The 25,275-nt window shown below is 38.7% G+C and carries 21 protein-coding genes; 9 read left to right on the forward strand and 12 right to left on the reverse strand.

Going from position 1 to position 25,275, the window contains the following annotated elements:
• Window positions 1-2: 2 nt before the first annotated feature.
• The 4 genes from cyoB to ppsA form a co-directional block, all read right to left on the reverse strand.
• A complete protein-coding gene (cyoB, locus tag AC2117_RS06450; protein WP_133972738.1) occupies window positions 3-1,994 on the reverse strand; it encodes a cytochrome o ubiquinol oxidase subunit I in 1,992 nt (663 codons plus the stop codon).
• Window positions 1,995-1,997: 3 nt separating this feature from the next.
• Window positions 1,998-3,032, reverse strand: coding sequence for a ubiquinol oxidase subunit II (gene cyoA, locus AC2117_RS06455; protein ID WP_133972740.1), 1,035 nt, complete (start codon window positions 3,030-3,032; stop codon window positions 1,998-2,000).
• Window positions 3,033-3,348: 316 nt separating this feature from the next.
• Window positions 3,349-4,104 (reverse strand): RDD family protein, encoded by a 756-nt coding sequence (locus AC2117_RS06460; RefSeq protein WP_133972742.1) that lies wholly within the window; start codon window positions 4,102-4,104, stop codon window positions 3,349-3,351.
• A 64-nt stretch (window positions 4,105-4,168) separates the two neighbouring features.
• On the reverse strand, window positions 4,169-6,556 hold the full coding sequence (ppsA, locus tag AC2117_RS06465) for a phosphoenolpyruvate synthase (RefSeq protein ID WP_171253681.1): 2,388 nt from the start codon (window positions 6,554-6,556) through the stop codon (window positions 4,169-4,171).
• A 147-nt stretch (window positions 6,557-6,703) separates the two neighbouring features.
• Here ppsA and AC2117_RS06470 point away from each other — a divergent pair, with 147 nt between their 5' ends.
• The 5 genes from AC2117_RS06470 to pgaD all read left to right on the forward strand — a co-directional run bounded on the left by AC2117_RS06470 (window position 6,704) and on the right by pgaD (window position 13,898).
• On the forward strand, window positions 6,704-7,540 hold the full coding sequence (locus AC2117_RS06470) for a pyruvate, water dikinase regulatory protein (protein WP_133972744.1): 837 nt from the start codon (window positions 6,704-6,706) through the stop codon (window positions 7,538-7,540).
• 388 nt (window positions 7,541-7,928) lie between these two features.
• Window positions 7,929-10,370, forward strand: a complete 2,442-nt coding sequence (gene pgaA, locus AC2117_RS06475) for a poly-beta-1,6 N-acetyl-D-glucosamine export porin PgaA (RefSeq protein ID WP_133972746.1) — start codon at window positions 7,929-7,931, stop codon at window positions 10,368-10,370.
• Window positions 10,370-12,196: a poly-beta-1,6-N-acetyl-D-glucosamine N-deacetylase PgaB gene (pgaB, locus tag AC2117_RS06480; protein WP_133972748.1), complete on the forward strand. Its 1,827-nt coding sequence runs from the start codon at window positions 10,370-10,372 to the stop codon at window positions 12,194-12,196. Before pgaA ends, pgaB begins: the two co-directional genes overlap by 1 nt.
• Window positions 12,196-13,443: a poly-beta-1,6-N-acetyl-D-glucosamine synthase gene (gene pgaC / locus AC2117_RS06485; protein ID WP_133972750.1), complete on the forward strand. Its 1,248-nt coding sequence runs from the start codon at window positions 12,196-12,198 to the stop codon at window positions 13,441-13,443. The genes pgaB and pgaC overlap by 1 nt, the downstream gene beginning before the upstream one ends.
• On the forward strand, window positions 13,440-13,898 hold the full coding sequence (gene pgaD, locus AC2117_RS06490; protein ID WP_133972752.1) for a poly-beta-1,6-N-acetyl-D-glucosamine biosynthesis protein PgaD: 459 nt from the start codon (window positions 13,440-13,442) through the stop codon (window positions 13,896-13,898). The genes pgaC and pgaD overlap by 4 nt, the downstream gene beginning before the upstream one ends.
• A gap of 40 nt (window positions 13,899-13,938) precedes the next feature.
• Here the strand turns inward: pgaD and AC2117_RS06495 are convergent, their stop codons facing one another.
• The 5 genes from AC2117_RS06495 to AC2117_RS06520 all read right to left on the reverse strand — a co-directional run bounded on the left by AC2117_RS06495 (window position 13,939) and on the right by AC2117_RS06520 (window position 18,051).
• On the reverse strand, window positions 13,939-14,502 hold the full coding sequence (locus tag AC2117_RS06495; protein WP_133972754.1) for a flavoprotein: 564 nt from the start codon (window positions 14,500-14,502) through the stop codon (window positions 13,939-13,941).
• A 148-nt stretch (window positions 14,503-14,650) separates the two neighbouring features.
• Complete coding sequence (locus AC2117_RS06500; protein WP_133972756.1) at window positions 14,651-15,655, reverse strand: LLM class flavin-dependent oxidoreductase; 1,005 nt, start codon at window positions 15,653-15,655, stop codon at window positions 14,651-14,653.
• Window positions 15,656-15,786: 131 nt separating this feature from the next.
• A complete protein-coding gene (locus AC2117_RS06505; RefSeq protein WP_133972758.1) occupies window positions 15,787-16,296 on the reverse strand; it encodes a hypothetical protein in 510 nt (169 codons plus the stop codon).
• A gap of 237 nt (window positions 16,297-16,533) precedes the next feature.
• The gene (locus AC2117_RS06515; protein WP_133972760.1) at window positions 16,534-16,953 is read right to left on the reverse strand and encodes a glycine zipper domain-containing protein; all 420 of its coding nucleotides are present in this window, start codon (window positions 16,951-16,953) and stop codon (window positions 16,534-16,536) included.
• Window positions 16,954-17,148: 195 nt separating this feature from the next.
• Window positions 17,149-18,051, reverse strand: coding sequence for a LysR family transcriptional regulator (locus AC2117_RS06520; RefSeq protein ID WP_133972762.1), 903 nt, complete (start codon window positions 18,049-18,051; stop codon window positions 17,149-17,151).
• A 119-nt stretch (window positions 18,052-18,170) separates the two neighbouring features.
• Between AC2117_RS06520 and AC2117_RS06525 the strand changes: the two genes are divergently transcribed.
• The 3 genes from AC2117_RS06525 to prmC all read left to right on the forward strand — a co-directional run bounded on the left by AC2117_RS06525 (window position 18,171) and on the right by prmC (window position 21,204).
• Window positions 18,171-19,010, forward strand: a complete 840-nt coding sequence (locus tag AC2117_RS06525) for a type 1 glutamine amidotransferase domain-containing protein (protein ID WP_197731018.1) — start codon at window positions 18,171-18,173, stop codon at window positions 19,008-19,010.
• Window positions 19,011-19,300: 290 nt separating this feature from the next.
• Entirely contained in the window at window positions 19,301-20,389 is a 1,089-nt protein-coding gene (gene prfA / locus AC2117_RS06530) for a peptide chain release factor 1 (protein ID WP_042897038.1), read from the forward strand.
• Window positions 20,389-21,204 (forward strand): peptide chain release factor N(5)-glutamine methyltransferase, encoded by an 816-nt coding sequence (prmC, locus tag AC2117_RS06535; RefSeq protein ID WP_133972764.1) that lies wholly within the window; start codon window positions 20,389-20,391, stop codon window positions 21,202-21,204. Before prfA ends, prmC begins: the two co-directional genes overlap by 1 nt.
• A 2-nt stretch (window positions 21,205-21,206) precedes the next feature.
• Here the strand turns inward: prmC and AC2117_RS06540 are convergent, their stop codons facing one another.
• The 3 genes from AC2117_RS06540 to AC2117_RS06550 all read right to left on the reverse strand — a co-directional run bounded on the left by AC2117_RS06540 (window position 21,207) and on the right by AC2117_RS06550 (window position 24,296).
• Window positions 21,207-22,046 (reverse strand): ABC transporter permease, encoded by an 840-nt coding sequence (locus AC2117_RS06540; RefSeq protein WP_133972766.1) that lies wholly within the window; start codon window positions 22,044-22,046, stop codon window positions 21,207-21,209.
• A 3-nt stretch (window positions 22,047-22,049) separates the two neighbouring features.
• Window positions 22,050-23,024 (reverse strand): aliphatic sulfonate ABC transporter substrate-binding protein, encoded by a 975-nt coding sequence (locus AC2117_RS06545; RefSeq protein WP_133972768.1) that lies wholly within the window; start codon window positions 23,022-23,024, stop codon window positions 22,050-22,052.
• Between the two features lie 243 nt (window positions 23,025-23,267).
• Window positions 23,268-24,296, reverse strand: a complete 1,029-nt coding sequence (locus AC2117_RS06550) for an AraC family transcriptional regulator (protein ID WP_133972770.1) — start codon at window positions 24,294-24,296, stop codon at window positions 23,268-23,270.
• 169 nt (window positions 24,297-24,465) lie between these two features.
• Here AC2117_RS06550 and AC2117_RS06555 point away from each other — a divergent pair, with 169 nt between their 5' ends.
• A complete protein-coding gene (locus AC2117_RS06555) occupies window positions 24,466-25,236 on the forward strand; it encodes a 3-hydroxyacyl-CoA dehydrogenase (protein ID WP_133972772.1) in 771 nt (256 codons plus the stop codon).
• Window positions 25,237-25,275 lie beyond the last annotated feature (39 nt).

Raw genomic sequence — 25,275 nt, forward strand, 5'->3', positions numbered from 1 at the left:
CCTTAGTCCTTCTTCAAGTGTTTTTCAAGTAAAGCATAGCGTTCGTTTTCAATACGCTCAACTTCAGCAGCTGGAACGTAGTAATCAACATTCTTAGTGAATGAGCTTACGATTAAGCTAACAACAGCTGAAACGAATGAAACGACAACAAGCCACCAAATATGCCAGATGAGAGCAAAGCCAAGGATCGTAATGAACATTGCAATGACAAAACCAGCAGCACGATCAGTCGGCATGTGGATGTCTTCATATTTAGTGTTGCGTGCGTATGCTACGCCATTTTCTTTGTCAGTCCAGAAACGGTCAATACCGCTTGCATCTGGTTCATGCGCAAAGTTATAGAACGGAGCAGGGGAAGAGGTTGCCCATTCAAGCGTACGACCATCCCATGGATCACCTGTAAGGTCCATGTTGTCTTTACGTTGTAAGAAACCAACAATGATTTGCATTAAGAAACATGCAATACCAATCGCAACAAGAACAGCACCAAATAATGCAATTGCAAGGTAAGGATCCCATTCAGGGTTGTCATACGTATTCAAACGACGAGTCATACCCATGAAACCAAGGATATAAAGTGGCATGAATGCAAAATAGAAACCGAAGAACCAGAACCAGAACGCAGCTTTACCCCATGCTTCATTGAGCTTCCAACCAAACATTTTTGGCCAGTAGTAAATGATGCCGGCAAACATACCAAACACCACACCACCGATAATTACGTTATGGAAGTGAGCGATCAAGAATAATGAGTTGTGTACCAAGAAGTCCGCAGGTGGAACAGCCATAAGTACACCAGTTAAACCACCGATACCGAATGTTACAAGGAAGCCAAGAGTCCATAACATTGGAGTAGTAAAGGTGATGCGACCTTTATACATGGTGAATAACCAAGAGAAGATTTTCACACCAGTAGGAATCGCAATAACCATGGTCATGATACCGAAGAACGCGTTAACGTTCGCACCAGCACCCATGGTAAAGAAGTGGTGAAGCCATACAACGAACGCAAGAACAGTAATCGCGATAGTTGCATACACCATAGACTTATAACCGAACAACGCTTTACGAGAGAAGGTTGCAACGATTTCTGAGTATAGACCAAATGCTGGTAATACCAAGATGTATACTTCAGGGTGACCCCATGTCCAGATCAAGTTCACATAAAGCATTGGGCTACCGCCAAGCTCATTTGTGAAGAAATGGAAGCCGAAGTAACGGTCTAGAGTTAACATTGCAAGTGTGCCTGTTAATACAGGGAACGAAGCAATGATTAATACAGCCGTACAAAGTGAAGTCCACGTAAAAATAGGCATATCCATCAGTTTCATGCCAGGTGCACGCATTTTGATGATGGTAACGAAGAAGTTAACACCAGATAAAAGCGTACCTAGACCAGAAACCTGAAGTGCCCAGATATAGTAGTCAACACCCACACCAGGAGAATATTGAATGCCAGACAGAGGAGGGTAAGCCATCCAGCCAGTCGCAGCAAATTCACCTAATACAAGTGAAAGCATCATCAAACCAGCAGCACCAGCGAATAACCAGAAACTTAAAGAGTTCAATAATGGGAATGCAACGTCACGAGCACCAATCTGTAAAGGTACAGAGATGTTCATCATACCAACAACGAGACCCATTGCTACGAAGAAGATCATAATTACACCGTGTGCGGTGAAGATCTGGTCGTAATGGTCTGGATGTAGATAACCTTCGCCGCCGCCTTTAGCGAGGAAAAGTTGTAGACGCATCATAATTGCATCGGCGAAACCACGCAAAAGCATGACCACAGATACAAGAATGTACATGATACCAATTTTTTTATGGTCTACCGTAATAAACCACTCATTCCACAAATATCCCCATTTTTTGAAATAGGTGATACCGCCAAGCACAACAATTGCACCAAGTGCCATAAGGACCATGGTGACAAGCACGATTGGCTCTGTCGGGATAGAGTCCCAACCCAGTTTACCAAAAATCATATCCATGTCTTATTCCCCTTGAGCAGCGTGTTCAGCTGTTGCATGCGCAGCAGAGTGGTCAACACCATGATAGTTACTCATATAATGGTTGATAATTGTTTCAAACAATTTTGGTTCAACTGAAGAGTAATAAGTCACAGGGTGTGGCTTAGTCGGGAACGGTTTCATAGCTTCAGCTTTAGCAAACGCTTCTTCATCACCAGCAGCTTTAGCACGATTTGCTAAATGCTCGATCTGATGCTTAGAGCGGTTACCATCACGTAAGGTTGCTAATTCAGCTTGGTCAAGCGTAGTTTTTTGAACTGCTTCTGGATTAATAGTAGAACCATTACCTGCTTTTACAGCTGCTACCCATTCGTTGAACTGTTGCTCTGTAACACTATGCGCCTTGAAACGCATTTGAGAGAAACCGTAACCTGAGTAGTTAGAAGAGAAACCACGATATACGCCAGTTTCATTTGCTAACAAATGAAGGTGAGTTTGCATACCTGCCATTGCATAAATCTGCCCGCCTAACTGTGGAATGAAGAATGAGTTCATTGTAAAGTTAGAGGTGATTTTAAAGCTTAACGGAGTTTTTTCAGGGAAACGTACTTCGTTAACAGTTGCAATGTTTTGTTCAGGATAAATGAAGATCCACTTAAACTGTTCTGCAACAACTTGAATAGTTAAAGGAGCTTTATCTGATTCTAAAGGACGGTATGGGTCATACTTGTGGGAACCCCACCAAGTTAACCAAGCTAAAATACCAATAATAATGACAGGGATACCCCATACTACAACTTCAATTGTAGTTGAGTGTGCCCATGTAGGTTTATAGTCTGCATCTTTATTTGACGCGCGATATTTCCAACCAAACCATAATGCCATGATGATTGAAGGAATCACCACAAGTAACATTAAATAGATCGCAGTCATCATAAGGTCACTTTGACCTTGACCAACTGGACCTTTAGAGTTTAGAAGTACCATATCACCACCACACCCAGTCAAAAGTGCGGCAAGCGTTGATAAAGACAATACAGCTAAAATCGTTTGTCTCATTTTACAACCTCGGTGAAGAGTCCCATTCCCTAATTAAATATGGGATAGCGATTAAAGTGTCGCATGATTGAGAACGCTAATCCTTAAATTTAGACTTCTCAATTATATGACACCGCTACGTTGTAGGGCATTATGCCTCATATCGACAAACTAAGCTATACATAAAGCAGGCTGAAATAATTGTTTTAAAACCCGATTTTTTTTGTAGGGTATCTATTTTATATAAAGCTTTTATTTAAATATCAACTCTCTATAGAAAAAAGGAGGCGGGGTGCCTCCTTTTTTTTTAGACCTTAAATGAATGAGTCATTCGCTATCATTTGATCACTTTTGTTCTTGCAATTTTGTCATGTAGCGCTTGTCGCTTTTGCCCTAATGCAAAAGCATAGTCAATAATTGTACTAATAGGCATAAACAGCAAGTTTAGTATGATGAAAACAATGCTTCTTAATAAGAAGATGCGAGTTAGATTAACTTTACCATTGCTCTCGGCATCTACAATTTTAATTCCAACAATTTTCTTACCTATACTCTGCCCAAACTTTGTTAAAAGAAAGGCTTGAATTGCAAGCATGATTACTACGTAAATAAGCATAGAATGCCAAGCTTCTATAGGAATTAAAGTGAAAAGCTGGTGTTGTAGTTCTGCTGCTTTAGTTGAAGCAACTTCAGTTGATTGCATTTGTTTTTGCAATTCAAATAATTGCTTATATTGAGATTCATTAAAGAAAAAAGAAGGAATTGCAGCTATTGGTAACCAAAGCAATAAATCAATAATTTTTGCCAAAGCTCGAGATGGAATAGAGGCAAGTTCGTGAATCTTAGGCTCTACACGAATTTGACGAATAGTTTCATTAGGGGAGCTGTTCGTGTTTATGACAGGTGCAGAATAACCGATAGGTTGATATACAAGTTTACCTTGGGTTAATTCTCCTAAAGCTTTCCACTCTGTCATGCCTTCATGCCAAGCTAAATCAGTTAACAAAATTTGTTGGCTAGCCAACATTTGATTTACTTGTTCTAAGGTGTAAGGCCCAGCTTGTTGATTATTACGTGCCAAGTAAATTTGCATAAATAAAAATTCTCTGTTCTAAAGATGAAAAAAGACCCACGGATGGGCCTTTTTTTATAACATATTAGATTTGCTTGATTTTTTCTTCAGCAAGGAAGAACCATGTATCTAAAACTGAGTCAGGGTTAAGAGAGACAGACTCAATACCTTGTTCCATTAACCATTTTGCAAGATCGGGATGGTCTGAAGGACCTTGACCACAGATACCTACATATTTACCCGCTTTACGGCAGGCATGGATCGCCATTGAAAGAAGCGCTTTAACTGCTGCATCACGTTCATCAAATAGGTGTGAAACAATACCTGAGTCACGGTCAAGACCGAGTGTTAACTGAGTTAAATCATTCGAACCGATAGAGAAACCATCGAAATGCTCGAGGAATTGTTCAGCTAATAGGGCATTAGTTGGTAATTCACACATCATGATTACTTTTAAGCCATTCTCACCGCGTCTTAAACCATTTTGTGCTAGTAACTCAATAACGCGTTTTGCTTCAGATACAGTACGTACAAAAGGAATCATGATTTGAATATTGGTTAGACCCATTTCATCACGAGCTTTCTTAAGCGCACGGCATTCTAATTCGAAACAGTCACGGAAGTTCTCAGATACATAACGGCTTGCACCACGGAAACCGAGCATTGGGTTTTCTTCTTCAGGCTCGTATAACTTACCGCCAATCAAGTTTGCATATTCATTTGATTTGAAGTCAGACATACGAACAATAACAGGCTTGTCACCGAATGCAGCAGCAAGAGTCGCAATACCTTCAACCAATTTTTCAACATAGAAATCTACAGGTGAAGCATAACCCGCAGTACGAGTCAGAACCGCAGCACGAGTTTCACGAGGTAGACTATCAATATTGAGCAGGGCTTTAGGGTGCACGCCGATCATACGGTTAATAATGAACTCAAGACGAGCAAGACCAATACCTTCATTTGGAATTTGAGCAAAGTCAAACGCGCGGTCCGGGTTACCTACGTTCATCATAATTTTGAACGAAAGCTTAGGCATAGATTCAATTGAGTTACGTTGAACTTCAAAATCTAAAGCACCTTCGTAAATGAAGCCAGTGTCACCTTCAGCACAAGAAACAGTTACTTCTTGACCATCAGTCAATACTTCTGTTGCGTTACCACAGCCTACAATAGCGGGTACACCAAGTTCACGTGCGATAATTGCCGCGTGACATGTACGACCACCACGGTTAGTAATAATTGCTGCAGCACGCTTCATTACCGGTTCCCAATCAGGGTCGGTCATATCTGATACAAGAACGTCGCCTTCTTGAACTTTGTCCATTTCTTTAATTGAGCTAATAATGCGGACTTTACCAGAACCAATACGTTGACCAATTGAACGACCTTCACAAAGAACAGTACCTCTTTGTTTAAGAAGATAGCGTTCCATTGTGCCTACATTTTGACGGCTTTTTACCGTTTCAGGACGAGCTTGAACAATATAGATTTGACCATCATCGCCATCTTTTGCCCATTCGATATCCATTGGCGCACCGTAGTGCTGCTCAATAATAAGCGCTTGTTTAGCTAGCTCTTGTAACTCATGATCATTTAAAGCAAATTGTTGACGCTCTTGTTTTTCAACATCAACAACGACAACCGATTTACCAGCAGAACCTTCTTCGCCATAAATCATTTTCTGGTGTTTTGATCCAAGGTTACGGCGTAAAACTGAATGTCTACCCGCATTTAATAATGGTTTAGATAAGTAAAATTCATCTGGGTTCACGGCACCCTGCACAACCATTTCACCTAAACCATAAGATGCTGTAATAAATACAACTTCACGGAAACCAGACTCGGTATCAAGGGTAAACATTACACCCGCAGCGCCAGTTTCAGAACGAACCATACGCTGAACGCCTGCAGAAAGTGCAACGACGTCATGGTCAAAACCTTGATGTACACGGTAAGAAATCGCACGGTCATTATATAAAGAAGCAAATACTTCTTTAATCGCAATAAGAACGTTATCAATACCGCGAATATTCAAGAAAGTTTCTTGCTGACCTGCGAATGAAGCATCTGGTAAATCTTCAGCAGTTGCAGATGAACGAACGGCAACCGCGATTTCTGGGTTGCCGTTAGAAAGTGTTGTAAAAGCGGCGCGAATTTCTTGTTCTAGGGTTGCAGTGAGTGGAGTCTCTACAATCCATTGACGAATTTTAGCGCCTGTTTCTGCAAGTGCATTTACATCATCAACATTGAGTTGAGCAAGTTCTGCTTGAATTCGAGCGTTAAGACCGCTTTGATCTAAGAACTCACGATAGGCATCAGCAGTAGTTGCAAAACCGCCAGGTACCGATACACCAGCATTTGATAAATGGCTGATCATTTCACCCAAAGATGAGTTTTTCCCACCTACGAGTTCGACATCGTGTTTCCCTAATTTTTCTAGACCGATTACGCGCGCTTCCAAAGTTTTCACTCCACTTTTGCAGTATTAATGTCTATCTTGGCATGAAATTATAAAAATAAAGTGCTTAGTTGAGAATTATACTAAGCGACAGTCATGTAAGATCAGTTTACTATAAAGATTATATAGTACTAAGACAAATGTTTAAGGAGAATTTTAATGTCAGAAAGTAAACAATTTAAGCGAAGCGTTTTTTTTATTTCTGATGGAACTGCAATTACTGCAGAGACTCTTGGACATTCGTTATTAGCACAATTTCCCAATGTAGATTTTGATATCCATATCATGCCGTATATTGCAACCGAAGAGGCGGCAATGGAGATTGTGGTTGAGATTAATCGATGCCAAACCAAAGATGGTTGTTTGCCTTTAGTATTTGATACTTTAGTTGATCCGCATGTACGAGAAATCATTAATACGGCTAAAGCAGTTAATCTTGATGTATTTGAAGGGCTAATCAGTAAGCTTGAGCAAGAGTTAGGAATCCCGCCGACAACTTTGGTTGGACAGACTCATGCGGTAACCGATTCTGAATCTTATAAAGCCCGTATTGATGCTGTTCATTTTGCGCTTGATAATGATGATGGAGCACGTACTCGTCATTATGATAAGGCGGATTTAATCTTAATTGGAGTTTCTCGTTCGGGTAAAACGCCGACCTCTATTTACTTATCGCTTCAATTCGGTATTCGTGTTGCAAACTATCCATTAACAGAAGAAGATTTGGACGATAACCGTTTGCCAGCAGTACTAAGACCACATCGTAGTAAATTGTTTGGTTTAATGATTGATGCTGAGCGATTAGTTGCGATTCGTAGTGAGCGTAAAGCTAATAGTCGTTATGCAAGTTTTAGCCAATGCCAAATGGAACTTAGAGCAATTGAAGGAATCTATATTTCAGAAGGCATTAAATATTTAAACGTGACTGAAATGTCAATTGAAGAAATTTCAACACGTGTTTTACAAATGACAGGATTAAAACGTCGTATTGGTTAATTTAATCAATTGCTTATTTTAACCATTCAATTTGTGTATATTAGTTTATAAATAAGTTGAATGGTTTTTTAAATATAAAATACAATAAAAATAAAAGTTTTAAATATAAAACTAAACATTATTAAATGTTTTTTATTGGTTATAAACCTGTAGTTCTTTTGCAACTCATTTGTAAATTTAAATAACACTATTGAAAAGAAGTGTATGTATTTTATTGTGCTGAAAAATAGTAATTATTTAATTTTACTAAATATTTTAAAAAAACAATCAAAAAAAATCCACATTTCAAAAAATGTTAACTAGGTCACACTATTTTACTGTTGTGTGATTATTTATTTATTTTTAATTATACTTTCCCACCTCGATATGGGACTATCCGATTATCAAAATGCTAAAAAAATGTGTTTTTTCATTGGTATACATCTTACCTCTCAATTTATATGCTGCTCAAGTGGACGAATTGAGAGAGCAGGCTATTCACACTTATAAAGCTGGACAAACTCACCAAGCAATATTTCAACTGGACCAATTGCTAAAAACTTATCCGCATGATCAAAAGTTGTTAGCTGATTATTTAGTTGTAATGTCAAATGAAAAAAAAGATCTATTAACTTTTTCTCAGCATTTAGCCAATATTAATTCGGTTACTTTTCCAGAATATGGACAGTTACCTTTAATACGTAATTTTCGTGATTTTAAACACTTTAAAAATGCGATTGATTGGTCGAATAAATTTAATATTCAAAAAACACTTGATGGGCAGATTTTGTTAGCAGTTTTATATGCTGAAGCTCAAGATATTGTAAATGCCAAAGCACAGTTAGCAAAAATTAATAGTAAAAATCTGAAGACTGATCAACTTGTACAAATAGCCTATGCATATCGTCTTATCAATTTACCTGTAGATGCTTTATCTGCAATTGAGCAAGCATATAAGCAGCAGCCCCAGTCTTTTGCAGTTTTACAAGAATACAGTTATGACTTAGCGGCTGTGGGGGCTTATAACAAGGCTCAGCAGTTATTGCTTACCAGTGATAAAAATACACAAATAGAATCGTTACAGCACTGGCTACAAGTTAGTGAGTATTCTCAACGTGTAAATAACGCTATTGCTCGTTATAAATATTTGAATCGGGAAGGAATGTCGGATAGTGAAGGCTTTGCTGAGCTTGATGCTGTGTTGAAGCAAGGTGAGCAAATGCAACCTTTGATTCAACCGTCAGACCCTAATTATTTAAGATTCCATTATGACTATATATATGCGTTAGATTTCCGTGGGCGTACTCGTACAGTACTGGATCAATTTACTAAACTAAATGTACCTTTAGAAAAACTACCTGCCTATATTCGTCATGCCATAGCTGATAGTTATTTGGCTGAAAGACAGCCACAACAAGCTGAGCTTGCTTTTAAAACCTTGTTTACTGAAAAAAACTATCCAGATATGACGGTATACACTGGACTGTACTATTCATATATTGAACAAGAAAAATATAAAGAAGCTGAACAATTTTTGGGTGAAGTTGATCGACTTGTTCCGATGTATAAATATAGTCAGGCAAAAGGGGTAGACAAAACAAGTCATCCCGACCGTGATGACTATATTACTTTACAAGGCATGCATTTAGCTTATGCAAATCATCTTGATCAAGCAGAAAAGCATTTTCAGAAACAAGTAGATTTGGCTCCTGCCAATGAGGGTTTAATTAATAATTTAGCTCGTGTCGAGCGTTGGAGAGATAAGCCTCTAGAGTCTAAGCAAACTATTTCTCGTTTAAATGGTTTAACACCAGTTTCCAAAGATACTCGAATTAATCAGATGCAAAATGCTCAGACTTTAGGGGATATTCCAGAGTGGCGTAAAAATACTGAAAGTCTTTTGGAATATTATCCTGAAGATGGCGGGGTAATTAAAAGTCGAAAAGAGTTAGATGACCGCAATAGACCGACAATTTCTCACTCAACCACTTGGGGCCAAAGTAAGGCAGCCGATAGTAGCGATTCTGTGAGTGGGCAAAATGGTTTAAAAGACCGAGAAATGGAAACTCGTCTTAATAGCCCATGGATTAAAGATAATTATCGTTTATTTGCTTGGCATCAAGATCGTTTCGGAGAGTACCGTTTTGGCGATGTACATGACCAACGTTATGGTGTTGGGGCTGAGTGGCAAGCGAACCGTAAGGCGTTGTCAGCGATTTTATCGCAAAGTACAGATGGCGGGCAAGCAGGTGTTCGTCTTGATTGGTCTCAATGGTTAAACGACCACTGGCAATACCAATTGCAATATGACAGCCAAGCTAATATTCCATTACAAGCAATTGATGCTGGTGAGGATGGGCAAGCTTACCGTGCTGCTTTGACATGGCAAAAAGATGAGTCACGCCAAATTGGGGCGAGTTATGGCTTAACCGATATAAGCGATGGTAATACACAACAAGAATTTTCAACTTTTTGGCGTGAACGATTATTTGATGCGCCGCATCATATTACTTACGGGACCGTTCGTGGATTTTATGGCAGCAATAGTCAAGATCAGACCGCTTACTTTAGTCCCAGCAATCATTACAGTGCTGAGTTGAATTTAAGCCATGACTGGGTAACTTGGCGAGAATATGAACGCTCATTTAAGCAGCATTTTGAGGCTGGAGTCGGACTTTATAAACAAGCAGATTATTCAGCTAGACCAACATACTCTTTGCAATATCAACATCAATGGCAGCTCTCACGGACTTGGCAGCTCAATTATGGAATTGGTTGGCAATACCATCCATATGATGGTCATGATGAACAACATACCTACGGTATTTTCGGATTTGAAGGGCGTTTTTAATGAATAATATGATGTCAAAAATGTTGAGCTGTGTGTTTGCTTCAACATTATTACCCGTACAATTTTCTCATGCCCGAATTGAAACTGAATTACCAAAAAATCATACGGTTTCTTTAACTTTTCATGACGTACGAGATGATGTACTAAAGGAAGGTGACCGTGATGTTTATGCGATTCAGACCAATAATCTGGCACAGTTTTTAGATTGGCTGAGTCAATCTGACTGGAAGCCGATTCGTTTAAAAGATATTGAGGAGGCCCGCCGACAAGGTAAGGAGTTGCCGCATAACTCTATTCTACTTACTTTCGATGATGGGGCCTTGAGTAGTTATAGCCGAGTATTTCCATTACTTAAGCAATATGATATTCCGGCAGTTTTTGCTCTTCCAACCAGTTGGATGAATGGCAATACGCAGGCAGGTTATGAAGCCTATGGTCAAGGTAACTTGGTGAACTGGGCTCAAGTTCGTGAAATGCAAGCATCAGGGTTAGCTGAGTTTGCAAGCCATAGTGACGATTTGCATCATGGCATATTAGCCAATCCTCAAGGTAATGAGCAGCCCGCTGCGACTTCGTATGCATATTTAAAATCTCAATCACGTTATGAAACAGATGCAGAATATCAACAACGTATTTTGCAAGATTTGAAGAAATCCTATGCCGTTTTGAAAAAAGAAGTCGGTGTTAATCCCAAAGCAATTATTTGGCCTTATGGCGCTGTAAATGAGCAACTGGAAAAACTAGCGCAGCAAGCAGGCTTTGAGTTTTCTTTCAGTTTGGGTCGTGACGGTATGAATCGGGTGGGTGATTCAACATTTAAACGAAGCTTGGTAATAAATAACCCTACAGCTGAACAGCTCACTGAAGGCATGTTAAATATTTTGAACTTTGAAGAGTCTGATTTATTTAAAGAACCTCGTCATTTTGTGAGTATGGATTTAAAGCAGTTAGCAGCTGCACAAAATACTCAAACAGATGAAAAATTAGGACAGTTATTATCAAAACTGTATAGCTTAAAAAACAATGCCTTAATTTTAAAACCTTTGGAAGATAAAAATGCCGATGGGAAATATGATGTTGCTTATTTCTCTACAGATAAAATGCCTGTGCAACAAGATATTTTAAACCGTAGTTTATGGCAGGCTCAAACTCGTGCAGGCCAAGCGGTAATATTAGAGTTGCCGGCTTACCCTCAGAAAGATAAGCCATTTTTAGCAGTAGATTTGGCAAAAGATATTGCACGCTTAAATAGTAATTTAAGTGGTATTCAGCTTAATGCGGGAACAGCTTTAAATTGCGAAATGCAAAAAGTAACTGTGCAAGAGGGTAGTTGTATTGAACAATCAAAACATCTAGCACAACTTAGCCAACTTACCAAAAATGCTGTAAAGCCGTATTTAAATATGAGTAACCAAGGGCAATTTATTTTATTGCTTACTCCTGATTTAGATCATGTAGAAAACTTACCAGCGCTTTTAAAAACACTTTTATCGCAACATGATTTGGTCAATTTAAAGTTCAATATGATTGGCAAGAAAAAACAATTTAATCAATTGTTAGCCCTATTAAATACGCTTAATGGAAAAGATAAGCAAAGAATAATGATGACTTTAGTATTGCCGGAAAACTCTCAAAAGACCAGTTGGGAAGAAGTACAGCAAGGGCTCTTTTCGATTCAGCGTATAGGAATTCAGAAATTCGGTATTGATGGCTATAATTTTGAAAAATCAAAAGATGTACATCAATATTTATATAATCCACTTAGCTTGAATTATAGCCCTGTTATGTATCAGCCTTTTGCTGGATTAGTAGAGGGGAAAAAGTAATGAGAGTATTACTCGATATTCTATTTGCTTTTGCCTTTTTATATCCTTTACTCATGGCTTGGACATGGATGGTAGGGGGGCTTTGGTTTTTCTTTAAAAGGGAATACCGTGAACAAACACTCCCTGAGCCAACCAGTGAAGGGTGCAGTATTATTATTCCGTGTTTTAACGAAGAAGCCCAAGTGCGACAAACAATTCGTTATGCACTGCAAACAAAATATCCTAATTTTGAAGTGATCGCTGTCAATGATGGAAGTAGTGACAGGACCGCCGAAATCCTTGATGAATTGTCAGCGCAAGATTCACGACTTCGGGTTGTACACTTAGCAGAAAATCAGGGTAAGGCTGTAGCTTTAAGATCGGGGGTGCTGGTCAGTAAATACGAATATCTTGTTTGTATTGATGGGGATGCATTGTTACATCCACATGCAGTACTTTGGTTAATGCAGCCATTTATTAATTTCCCGCGAATTGGTGCTGTAACGGGTAATCCACGAATTTTAAACCGATCTAGTATTTTAGGGAAATTACAGGTTGGTGAGTTTTCTTCGATTATTGGTTTAATTAAACGTGCACAGCGTACATATGGTCGTATTTTTACAGTATCTGGTGTGATTGCAGCGTTTCGTAAAACAGCGCTCGTTCGAGTTGGGTTTTGGTCAGACGATAAAATTACCGAAGATATTGATATTTCTTGGAAGCTACAGCTGGACCATTGGGATATTCAGTATATTCCACAAGCGCTTTGCTATATCTATATGCCCGAGACATTTACAGGTCTATGGAAACAGCGCCTTCGCTGGGCACAAGGTGGGGTAGAGGTTCTTTTAGAATATATCCCGCAAATGTTTAAGCTACGCGTACGCCGTATGTGGCCAGTGATGATTGAAGCTCTAGTTAGCATTATTTGGTCTTATGTGATGATTCTGATATTCATTCTGTTTTTTACAGGGTTATTTATTGAATTACCTTTGCAATGGCAGATCAAAACACTGATGCCACAGTGGTATGGCGTGATATTAGGCGGCACATGTCTGATACAGTTTTTGGTGAGTTTGTGGATTGACCAGCGTTATGACCGTGGTCGCTTCTTTAGAAACTATTTCTGGGTTATTTGGTACCCGTTATTTTTCTGGTTACTTACTTTATTTACAAGCGTTGTTGCCGTACCAAAAACTTTATTTAACACTAAAAAACGTGCTCGCTGGGTCAGCCCAGACCGAGGCTTCCGTGGAGATAACCCATGAAACCTGAGGAAAACAAAGATATAGAAGAGTTAGATATTCCTGAATATATTGACCAGCCGGAATATGTGAAAAATAAAACAGCAAACTATACATTGCAAACTGTTGGGTGGTTTTGCTTAATGTGGTTACTTTTCCCATTGGTTTCACTGTTCTTATGGGTTTTTGAAGGCCACCTAATTTATGATTATGTCTGGGTCGATCATTTATCCGAAGTTAAGACCTTACTTCATTTAGCATTACTCATCGGGATTAGTGCCCTCATTTTGATTTTGTGGGCGAGTTATAACTGGATTAGATTTAGTGGTGAGGACCGACGGATGAAAGCGGCAAATAGTTCTGTTGAACTGTTAGCAGCTCAATTTTCAGTTAGTCCTGAGATCTTAAGTGAGTTGCAAAAGAAACAACGCATCATTTTACATTACGATGATCATGGCAATTTTCAAAAATATGAGTAAGTGATAAAAAAGCATGGCCTAAAAACCATGCTTTTTATTTTTATGCAGTTATTCTAATAATGATGTCGACAGGTTGTTCTATACCATCCATGCTGTGAATTGATGTATTGTTAACTTTAACAATGGGCCAAGTTTGTAACTTACAATTGGGTTTTTGGAGTGCAGCATAATAACTATCAGATTTAAAAAATACTTTTTTAGTCGTTGCAGTATTGGGTGTTAAAAGGCGCTTAAGCCATGTTTCACTAACCTGAGTGTCAAGAAAACGTAAGGCCAAAAGACTTTTTACTCGATTGTTAAATAATCTTCGATTTTTAATAATGAGTGGATGAGTAATTAATTTATTTGTGCCCATTTGACTGTGGGGCAAAATAAAATGAGGTGTAATTTGAAATACGGTCACAAATTTTGCTTGTTGGCAAATTTTTTCAAGATGGGTCACGGTATCTTGATTTGTACCAATAATAGCGACAGATGAATGTGAAAAATCAAATTCTTTAATTGAGGTAGATGGAATAACTTGACCAGCAAAGTCTTCAAAATCTTGAGACGTATTTTGAAAAATTACTGATTTTGAAGCGTTATTTTTAATATTAATACTCATTTTCCAAAAGTCCTTTTGGTTTTTCAATCATGATGTTTTTATCGTTTTAATATAAATAACCAAGCAGGAAGTTGGGGTAAAGTCTTTTCAGATAGATGGTCATCTCACACTTGAAATCAATTCAAGCGTGAGAAAGAGAAGCGGAGTTTTAATGTTCTGTTTTTACATTCATGAGTTGCGTAAAACTCTCTAGACGTTTTGTTGTGTCGTATATATCACAGGTAAAAATAAACTCATCAACATCGTATGTCGCTAAAAGCTTTTGTAAACCAGTGCGGACAGTCTCAACCGAGCCTATTTGTGCCATTGCATAGAAGTTTTCAACAGAAAGCTGTTCTGCTGTATTCCATAGTCCCTGCATTGATTCAACTGGCGGTTTAAGCTTTAAGCTTTCGCCACGAATTAAGCCTAATACACGTTGGTATGCACTTGTTGCTAAAAACTGTGCTTCTTCATCAGTATTTGCGACTACAACAGGTACACCCATAGACACGTAAGGTTTATCTAAATAAGCAGAAGGCTCAAAGTTCTCACGATAGAGTTGAATGGCTTGGCCTAGCATACGTGGTGCAAAATGCGATGCAAATGAGTAGGGTAGACCAAGTTTTGCAGCCAATTGTGCACTAAAAAGACTAGATCCAAGTAACCAAACAGGAACATGAGTATTTTGCCCTGGCGTTGCAATAATCTTTTGTCCTGCTTGAGGTGCATCAAAATATTTTAGAATTTCGACAACATCTTTTGGAAATTGATCTTCTGTTTCTTGATGCCCACGACGTAAAGCTCGCATGGTGAGTTGATCTGTACCCGGAGCACGACCTAAGCCAAGTTCAATACGATCTGGATATAAAGTAGCAAGTGTTCCAAATTGTTCTGCGACAACTAAAGGAGCGTGGTTAGGAAGCATAATGCCGCCTGAACCTAAACGAATATGTTGTGTATGTGCGGCAATAAAACCTAGCAATACTGCTGTAGCAGAACTCGCAATTCCATCCATGTTGTGATGTTCTGCAAGCCAGAAACGTTCATAACCTAGTTTCTCTGCATGTTGTGCTAATTCTAATGCGTGACGTAACGAAAATTCGATGGTTTTATCATTACGAATAGGAGCAAGTTCCAAAATTGAAAACTTGGTATCTTGAAGTGATCGCATGCGATATTCTCGAATAAGGATATATCGAAATACTACGATATATAAGGGTTAATGTATATCGTTTTTTTTCGATATTAGATTTTGTCTCTCAATAAAAAAGCACCCGAAGGTGCTTTTTATGCATGTACAAATTAGCGATTTTTATACCAGCCACGATGTAAACCATTGTCATGACGACGGTTACCACCTTTATAGTGACGACGGTCGCCATCGTCATATCTACGATCATCTCGATCATAACGGCTACCACGATCATAGCGATCATTGTAGTCACGATCTTCAGAAACTTTACGCCCTAGTGCTGAACCACCCGCCGCACCTACCGCCGCACCGATGTAGCCACCGTTGGTACCGCCCATGTTCTTACCGACTGTATAACCAGCACCGCCACCTAAAGCACCACCAAGGGCAGCTTCAGTACGATTACGACGGTCACTAGCCGCCGCCGCACCACCAGCACCACCTAAAGCAGCACCAATTGTTGCGCCTGTTGTACCACCCATGCTTTTACCAATTGCTGTACCAACAACACTACCTAACGCAGAGGTTGCAGCAACACGTGTACCATTATCTGCATGTGCAACCGTCACCATAGACGATGTTGCAATTAATGCACTAGCTAACCAAATATTCATTTTCATCTTGCAGCTCCATGTCCTTTTTACTGAGAAGGACAGTATTTTTATCTTGAGATAAATGTAATCAAAAATTTCGTGATAATTATGGAGAAGCCACAAGGCGATACGATACTTTTGTGTCTGTTTGTATTGTTTATATTAATCTATGGATGAATCATGAGCAAAAGAGAGAAGCTGAATATTTGTTGGCCCTAATAAAAAAGCACCCGAAGGTGCTTATAATTATTTCATCAAATTTGATTAGTGATGACGACGGTGTTTTTTCTTCCAGTGCTTAGAAGATCTGTCAGCATCACGGTCTTTAGAGATTTTATTACCTAAAGCAGAACCACCCGCTGCACCTAAAGCAGCACCGATGTAACCACCGTTCGTACCGCCCATGCTTTTACCAACAGTATAACCTGCACCACCACCTAAACCACCGCCAATTGCAGATTCAGTACGGTGACGACGATCACTTGCAACAGCGGCACCACCAGCACCACCTAAAGCAGCACCAATTGTCGCGCCAGATGTACCGCCCATGCTTTTACCAATTGCAGTACCAGCGACACTACCTAGAGCAGAAGCAGCTGCTACATGTGTTGTATTATCAGCATGCGCTACAGTAACCATAGAAGTTGCTAAAACAGCGCTACATAACCAAGAATTTAATTTCATTTTCTACTCCGTGTCCTTAACTGCAGGACCCTAATCTTTTGTTACGGCAAATGTAACAAAACACGTTTCTTAAAATGTGGAGAACCATCAATTCATTATTGTAGTTTAGTGTCAGGTTTGTATGTTTTCTATTAAAATAGAATGTTTAATACTCATATAGATAAATATGAGTCTCATTTAGTTTTAAAGAGTTCATTACTCGCGATCTGAACAGAGAAAATTGATCAAAGCTCTTGTGGCAGAAGACATATGTTTATGTTGTGCGTACAGTAAAGAGAAGGGACGTGTGTGACCTGCATAAGCCTCAAGTAAAGGTTGTAATTTTCCTTGCCGAATTTTTTCATTAACGATAAATTCGTAACTCTGGCATATCCCTAATCCACTTTCAGCTAGAGAAACTACGCCTAAAATATCTTCTTTTACCAAAATCCGATTTGTCGGTGTCCACTGGATTTCGTGATCGCCATTTTTAAAGAACCATGGCGTTATCTTGCCACTACTTGGTAATTCAAAGGCAATACATTGGTGATGATTTAATTCTTCCAAGGTTTGAGGCACACCCACGCGTTTTAAATAATTAGGAGAGGCAACGAGTTGAAGAGGGGCAAGTTCCAGCGGTCTTGCTACAAGAGAGCTATTAGGAAGATGCCCTTGGCGAATAGCTAAATCAAAACCTTCAGCAATTAAATCAACATTTCGATTAGAGATACTGATCTCAATTTGAATGTCTGGATATTGCAAAAGAAATTTTTCTAATAAAGGTGGTAAGCGATAGTGTCCATAAGTTGTAGGAACGCTTAATTTGATTTTTCCTGAAATTTGCAGTTGTTCACCTTGAATCACACACTCTGCATGGTCAATTAGCTGAAAGGCATGCTGCATTTTCTCATAATAAAGTTGACCTGCTTCGGTCAGGCTTAAATGGCGAGTCGTTCTTCTAAAAAACTGGATACCTAACTTTTTCTCTAGCCGTGTAATTGTTCTACTAATGACTGAAGGCGTTGTGGACAAATAAATTGCAGCTGCACTAATAGAAAGCTTTTCAGCCACAATTAAAAACACTTCAACATCGGCAAGATGGTCAAATTGACGAGACATTTTGTCCTCAAACGCAAAAAAGATTTTCAAATGTGGTTGTTTATCTACCCCATTGGCAAAAATAGAATATATCCATCCAAAATATAAATCCAGCAAATGGTTGGAATGAAGGTTAAATGATGAAATCTCTAAATAAAATAATGCTTGCAATAGTTACCGCTTCAGCAGCATTCAGTGCAAATGCTGCCCATGTATTGATTGTATTGTCTGATGAAGGGCAGCTAGAGCTAAAAAATGGTCATATTTTTAAAACTGGTTTTTATTTAAATGAGTTAATGCAACCTACAAAAATGCTTTTAGATGCAGGGCACACAGTGACTTTCGCTACACCAAAAGGCAAAGCTCCAACGTTAGATGAGTCATCAAATAGTGTGATGTACTTTAACCAAGATGAAAAAGCATTAAAGCAGTACGTAGGCTTATTGCATGACCTTAAGTTAACGTCTCCTCAAGATTCTCCAATTTTGAGTCTATCTCGTATTGAGCAAATTGGTATTGATCAGTTTGATGCTATTTATATTCCAGGTGGACATGCACCTATGCAAGATTTGTTAAAAGATAAACAACTTGGGAAAGTTTTGACAGCTTTTCATAAAGCTAAAAAACCTACAGCACTGGTTTGCCATGGCCCTATTGCGTTGATGTCAACGTTACCGAATGCTTCGGAAGTCGTTCAGCAACTTGAGCAAGGCAAAACCGTAAAAACTGGAGAGTGGATTTATAAAAATTATCGGATGACTGTAATTAGTAACCAAGAAGAAGAACAAGCGAAGGCTTTGTTAAAAGGTGGTGAAATGAAGTTCTATCCACAAACGGCATTACAGTCAATTGGTGGTAAATATCAAAGTAATACGAATGCTTGGTCTCCAAATGTAGTGGTGGATCGTGAACTTATTACGGGACAAAATCCGGCCTCGGCTGTTCTGGTGGGTAAAACATTATTAGAAAAATTAAAATAAATAGTCAGGTAAAGAGGTTTTATGAATAAAGCCTCTATTGCCCGATTGGGAGAAAAAGGTGATGTATTATTTTCTATAGAAAAGCTAAATTATAAGCTGGTAATAAATCTCATCTGAAATCATTATATTTATAAGTCGTTACTTACTGTGAAAGTTGATGAATTGGCTGATTATATATGTCATTTGAGCGGCATAATCTGTAAACTATGCGCTATTTTTACGATTTTGCTTATCTTCTATACTTACATAGCATTTGATAAGCTTTTTGGACTTTTGAGATATTTCCTCTTATGAAAGCGTCACTCCGTTTACGACTTGATCAACTCTGTGATCGACATGAAGAACTTACCGCGTTGCTTGCAGATGTGGAAGTGATCTCCGATAACAAACGTTTCCGTAAATTGTCTCGTGAACATAGTGATTTATCTGAAATTACAGAAGTTTGGGGCAAATACCGTCAAGCAGAAGAAGATATTGAAACTGCTGAAATGATGAAGTCTGACCCTGACTTTAAAGATATGGCAGAAGAAGAAATTCAAGCGAATAAAGAATTGCTTGGGGAGCTAGAAAGCCAGCTCAATATTTTGATGATTCCAAAAGATCCAAATGATTCTAATGCAGCTTATTTAGAAATTCGCGCCGGAACGGGTGGTGATGAGGCTGCAATTTTCTCTGGTGATTTATTCCGCATGTACAGTAAATATGCCGAGACACAAAATTGGCGTATAGAAGTACTTTCTGAAAATGAAGGTGAGCATGGTGGCTTTAAAGAAGTCATTTGCCGTGTGGACGGTGATGGAGTATATGGTCGCCTAAAATTTGAAAGTGGTGCGCATCGTGTGCAACGTGTACCTGCAACTGAGTCACAGGGGCGTGTTCATACATCTGCTTGTACAGTTGCAATCTTGCCTGAAATTGATGTCGATACAAATGTCGAGATTAACCCAGCAGATTTACGTATTGATACTTACCGTGCATCTGGTGCAGGTGGTCAGCACATTAATAAAACCGATTCAGCGGTACGTATTACTCACCTTCCAACAGGTACAGTTGTTGAATGCCAAGAAGAACGTTCACAGCATAAAAACAAAGCCAAAGCGATGGCATTATTAGTTTCTCGTTTAGAAAATGCGAAACGCGCAGCGGCGGATGCAGCGACTTCTGAAATGCGTCGTGACTTAGTGGGGTCTGGTGACCGTTCTGAACGTATCCGTACTTATAATTACCCACAAGGTCGTATGACTGATCACCGTATTAACCTCACTTTATATAAGTTAGATGCCATTATGGAAGGTGATTTAACTGAATTACTTGATAGCTTACATCGTGAATATCAAGCAGATCAGCTTGCAATGCTTGCTCAGGAAAATGGCGGCTAATGAATATTGCTCAAGCGCTTGCAATTCGTGGTGAGCCTGACAGTTATGAACGTCAGGAAAATGCTTGGTTACTTGAGCATTTTCTAAAAATCAATTCACTTGAATTAAAGTTTAGACTCGAGCAAGAGTTAACAACCCAGCAAGAGCAAGACTATATAGCTGGTCTTGAGCGTATTAAAAATGGTGAACCTTTAGCTTATGTGACAGGTTCACAACCATTTTGGACGCTGGATTTAAAAGTGACTTCCGATACTTTAGTGCCACGGCCTGATACTGAGGTTTTAGTTGAAACCGTTTTAAATCTAAGTTTGCCAAATAATGCAAATATTGTTGATTTGGGAACAGGGACAGGTGCAATTGCACTCGCTTTAGCGAGTGAGCGTCCAGATTGGCAAGTTACAGCAACTGATATTTATGCGCCCACTTTAGAGGTCGCAAAAGAAAATGCTCAAGCACATAATTTGTATCACGTGAATTTTGCTTGTGGTGCTTGGTTTGAAGCACTTGAGCCACAAAAGTTTGATTTAATTGTATCTAATCCACCATATATTGACCCTGAAGATGAACACATGCAGGCACTGGCAACAGAACCACGCCGTGCATTGGTTGCAGATCAGCAGGGTCTAGCTGATATTGAAATTATTATTGCCCAAGGAAAAAACTGGTTAAAACCACAAGGCTGGATTGCTCTGGAACATGGTTATGATCAGGGACAGGCTGTTCGTACTATTTTTGCTGAGCATGGTTTTAGTGAAATTAAAACTATTCAGGACTACGGCCAAAATGATCGAGTCACTTTGGCATGCTGGATTTAAAATTACTTTTGTAGTGTATCACGCCAACGTAATAACCAGTTTTCTAGAAGTTTCATTAAGGTATCGGTTACTTTACCCAATAGGGCCAATAAAATAATTGCAATGATAACAATATCAGGTCGAGACGTTTCTCGACCATCACTGAGTAAATAGCCAATCCCTTGCGTGGCTGCAATCAGTTCAGCTGCAATCATAAACATCCAAGATAAGCTTAAGCTGTTGCGTAAACCCGTTAAAATACCGGGAGATGCTGCTGGCAAAATAATAGATATAATCCGCTGAAAAGTATTAAGCCGATAAACTTTTCCAACTTCAATCAGTTTTCTATCTACATTATGAATTGCTGCAACTGTATTGGTATAGGTTGGAAAAAAAGCTCCGATTGCAATCAATATAATTTTAGAGCCTTCATCAATTCCTAACCAAAGTAATAACAAAGGAATCCATGCAAGACTTGGAATTGATTTAATTGCTGAAAAAGTCGGTTCCAAATAAGCTTCTGCTTCTTTGCTTAATCCAACCCAAATCGCAAAAATTAAACCTAAACCACTCCCTGCAATGAAACCTACTAAAACACGCCATGTACTAATATAAATATGGGTAAAAAGATCACTGTGAGCTAAATCCAAAAAAGATTGCCACAAACTACTTGGCGCGGGTAGTAAATAAGCATCGACGTATCCATTTCTGACTAAAAACTCACAACCCACTAAAAAGATTACGGGAATGAGCAGTGCTTTAAACCAACGTTTAAATTTATTGTTTAAATGCTTTTTCTGAGATTTTAAAGCTTGCTGAGCTAAGAATTGATTTAGCTCAGCTTTGTTAAATGAATCACTCATATATTATTTCACGACTTTTTGAGCAAAACGTGGGTCTAACAACTGGTCAACCACTTGATTAACATTAGTGCCTTTTCTGACCAAGTCTTCTTCTGTCAAAATTTTGCCAGAACGTTTTAGTGCTTGTGCTTGAGTTGCCGATGGAATGCTTTGATCAAAGTTGGTTCGGCTCAATTGTAGTTTAGCCACAGGTAGGGGAAGTTTTGATTCTTGAGCTAAAAGTGCTGCCACTTTATCAGGATTAGCTTTTGCCCATTTTCGGGCTTTTTCATAGGCTTTAATCACTGCTTCAACCGCTTCAGGACTTTGCTTTGCAAAATCTTCTTTAACACTCAGTACGCTATAGCTGTTAAATCCAACATTACGATAAAGTAACTTAGCGCCTGATTGAATTTGAGCCGCAGCCATTAACGGATCAAGCCCAGCCCAAGCATCTACTTGACCACGTTCTAATGCAGTTTTTCCGTCAGGATGCTGTAAATGAACCAGTTGTACATCGCGTTTACTTAGGCCTACTGTGTCTAGTGCCTGTAAGGTAAATAAAAACGGATCTGTGCCTTTGGTTGCTGCAATTTTCTTACCTTTTAAGTCTTTTAGATTTTTAATTGGTGAGTCTTTTGCTACCACAAGAGCGGTCCATTCAGGTTGGCTTTGTACATAAACGGTTTTAATTGGGCTACCATTTGCTCGGCTTAATACAGCTGCTAATCCAGCGGTAGATGCAAAATCGATGCTATTGCTGTTGAGATATTCTAATGAACGATTGCTACCTTGACTGAAAACCCATTTAATTTGAGTATTTGGTAATGCTTTCTCGAGAAGTTTTTGATCTTTTACGACTAAGCTGGTTGGTGCATAGTAAGCATAATCAAGTTTAAGTGTAGTCGGAACTGCTGCAAAAGCAGATGAAGCAAATACAAACCCCAATGTTGATGCCAACAAAGTCTTTGGTAGAGAAATTTTTGATTTTAAAGACATAATAAAAGTAGAACCAGAATTAAATAATAGATCATCCTTGCATGGGTTCGATTCTTTCTAAACTTAGTTATTTTGATTTATAAATCAGATTGAAAGATAAAAGTTTAGAAGAAATTCTAAGTAACTGTTTTTATAGTGATTATTGAATTTTAAGTAATATACTTATCTGAAATATTGAATTTAAAATATATAAATATCATAAGCATAAGTATTAAAGTTTTAAGCTTTAGTTCGATATGTATATTATTGCTTGTGTGCGGTTAAATTATTTCGGTACGCACCTGGGCTGACACCAGTCCATTTTTTAAAGGCACGGTGAAATGCGCTTGGGTCTTGGAAGCTTAAATCTCCACTAATATCTTGAATTGAATCATGAGTTTTACTTAAACGTTCAACCGCAATATCACAGCGGATTTCATTTTTAATTTGCTGGTAACTGACACCTTCATGTTTCAGTCGGCGTTGAACGGTTGCTTCAGAAATATTGAGCTGTTGTGCAACATCTTTAAGTTCGGGCCATTGTGCAGGATGAAGTTTCAATAAATGACGACGAATAAGAAGACTTAATGCATTTTCATTTTTAAAGCGAACTAAAAGATTTTGCGGAGTTTGCTCTAAGAAATCATAAAGTGCTTTTTTATCTTTTTTAATTTTAATATCTAAATAGTGAGCATCAAATTCAATTCGGTTTATCTCGGCATTAAACTTAATGTCTCCACCAAAACGGACTAGATAGTCTTGAATATCTTGAGGTTGAGTACAACGTACTGAAATCTTGTTTAAGCCAATTCGTTGATCTACCAACCAGCACATAAGTCCATGCACCAATATTAAAAAAGTCGCATAGGTAAACATACGTTTGGGTTGTTCACGATCACGAATGACCAAATAGGCTTTTTGCTGATCCCGAATTAATTCACCCTGTAGATCATCTAGAATAAAGTTAAAAAACTTCAATATATCGTAAAGCGCCTTTTCTAAAGTTTCCGCCGTACTGACAAGTTTAGTCAATAATTTATAGCTACCTCGACGCATAGGGTGGCTGTCCATACCAAAAAACTCATCGTTCATGGCATTGGCAAGTTCTATCCATAGTTGCGCATATGTCGTAACGGGCACACGTGCCTTGGGAGACATCAGTAATTCGGCAGGAATTCCCGCTTTATTTAGAATTATTTGAGTATTTAGCCCTTTGGCATAAGCAGCACCCAGTGCTTCATGTACCAGTGCAATCGAAATAGTTCCTTTACTTAAAGAAGATTGGACAACCATGTCAAAGACTCATATTTTCTTCATATATTTCAAGTGAAATATTTCATATTTAAAATTTGGATTGATCAAAAGCTGCAAACATTTTGAGGCTTTTTGAAATTGTATCGGAAAACAACAACTTTTACTCTCACTACTAAGTTTAAAGAACATTTCTATAGGACATTACATAATGAAAATTCAAGGGAAGCATTTCGTGATTACAGGTGGTGGCTCTGGCTTAGGGGCTGCAACAGCTGAATATTTGGTGCAACAAGGTGCTTCAGTCACATTGGTAGACATGAATGTAGAAGCTGGTGAGCAGCAAATAAAAAAATTAGGATCAAAAGCTGACTTTGTAAAACTTGATGTAACCGATGAAGCTGCTGCTGAACAGTTCTTTAAGGATGTATTAGTAAAACATGGCAGTTTGCATGGTTTAGTTAACTGTGCGGGTATTGGCCCTTCTGCAAAAGTGATTGGCCGTGAAGGTGTACATGATTTAGGGTTATTTGCAAAGACTCTACAAATTAATGTTACAGGTACATTTAACATGCTGCGTTTTGCAGCGGATGCGATGAGTAAAAACACAGTTGAAGCAGGCGAAGAAGACCGCGGCGTAATTGTAAACACAGCCTCAGTTGCAGCATTTGACGGCCAAATTGGTCAGGCAGCGTATTCCGCATCTAAAGGCGCTATTGTGGCTATGACATTGCCAATTGCTCGTGAGCTTGCTCGCCATGCGATTCGAATTATGACCATTGCGCCAGGAATTATGGAAACTCCAATGCTTAAAGGGATGCCGAAAAACGTTCAGGATGCTTTAGGACAAATGGTGCCATATCCGTCTCGTTTAGGAAAACCAGAGGAATTTGCCCGTTTAGTTGGGCATATTGCTGAAAACTCATATTTAAATGGTGAAGTTATTCGTTTGGACGGTGCAATTCGTATGGCGGCAAAATAATAAAAATAAGGATGTTTAAATATTAATTTTTTTAATAAT

This window comes from Acinetobacter calcoaceticus, assembly GCF_900520355.1.
Classification (GTDB): domain Bacteria; phylum Pseudomonadota; class Gammaproteobacteria; order Pseudomonadales; family Moraxellaceae; genus Acinetobacter; species Acinetobacter calcoaceticus_C.

Bases quoted from the DNA above. Each gene is read 5' to 3' on its own strand.
- pgaD (WP_133972752.1), top strand. From the start codon at position 13,440: ATGAAACCTGAGGAAAACAAAGATATAGAAGAGTTAGATATTCCTGAA.
- cyoB (WP_133972738.1), bottom strand. From the start codon at position 1,994: ATGGATATGATTTTTGGTAAACTGGGTTGGGACTCTATCCCGACAGAG.
- prmC (WP_133972764.1), top strand. From the start codon at position 20,389: ATGAATATTGCTCAAGCGCTTGCAATTCGTGGTGAGCCTGACAGTTAT.
- prfA (WP_042897038.1), top strand. From the start codon at position 19,301: ATGAAAGCGTCACTCCGTTTACGACTTGATCAACTCTGTGATCGACAT.
- AC2117_RS06520 (WP_133972762.1), bottom strand. From the start codon at position 18,051: ATGTCTCGTCAATTTGACCATCTTGCCGATGTTGAAGTGTTTTTAATT.
- pgaB (WP_133972748.1), top strand. From the start codon at position 10,370: ATGAATAATATGATGTCAAAAATGTTGAGCTGTGTGTTTGCTTCAACA.
- AC2117_RS06470 (WP_133972744.1), top strand. From the start codon at position 6,704: ATGTCAGAAAGTAAACAATTTAAGCGAAGCGTTTTTTTTATTTCTGAT.
- AC2117_RS06460 (WP_133972742.1), bottom strand. From the start codon at position 4,104: ATGCAAATTTACTTGGCACGTAATAATCAACAAGCTGGGCCTTACACC.
- AC2117_RS06555 (WP_133972772.1), top strand. From the start codon at position 24,466: ATGAAAATTCAAGGGAAGCATTTCGTGATTACAGGTGGTGGCTCTGGC.
- AC2117_RS06540 (WP_133972766.1), bottom strand. From the start codon at position 22,046: ATGAGTGATTCATTTAACAAAGCTGAGCTAAATCAATTCTTAGCTCAG.
- AC2117_RS06500 (WP_133972756.1), bottom strand. From the start codon at position 15,655: ATGCGATCACTTCAAGATACCAAGTTTTCAATTTTGGAACTTGCTCCT.
- cyoA (WP_133972740.1), bottom strand. From the start codon at position 3,032: ATGAGACAAACGATTTTAGCTGTATTGTCTTTATCAACGCTTGCCGCA.
- AC2117_RS06545 (WP_133972768.1), bottom strand. From the start codon at position 23,024: ATGTCTTTAAAATCAAAAATTTCTCTACCAAAGACTTTGTTGGCATCA.
- pgaC (WP_133972750.1), top strand. From the start codon at position 12,196: ATGAGAGTATTACTCGATATTCTATTTGCTTTTGCCTTTTTATATCCT.
- AC2117_RS06515 (WP_133972760.1), bottom strand. From the start codon at position 16,953: ATGAAATTAAATTCTTGGTTATGTAGCGCTGTTTTAGCAACTTCTATG.
- AC2117_RS06550 (WP_133972770.1), bottom strand. From the start codon at position 24,296: ATGGTTGTCCAATCTTCTTTAAGTAAAGGAACTATTTCGATTGCACTG.
- pgaA (WP_133972746.1), top strand. From the start codon at position 7,929: ATGCTAAAAAAATGTGTTTTTTCATTGGTATACATCTTACCTCTCAAT.
- AC2117_RS06495 (WP_133972754.1), bottom strand. From the start codon at position 14,502: ATGAGTATTAATATTAAAAATAACGCTTCAAAATCAGTAATTTTTCAA.
- AC2117_RS06525 (WP_197731018.1), top strand. From the start codon at position 18,171: ATGAAATCTCTAAATAAAATAATGCTTGCAATAGTTACCGCTTCAGCA.
- AC2117_RS06505 (WP_133972758.1), bottom strand. From the start codon at position 16,296: ATGAAAATGAATATTTGGTTAGCTAGTGCATTAATTGCAACATCGTCT.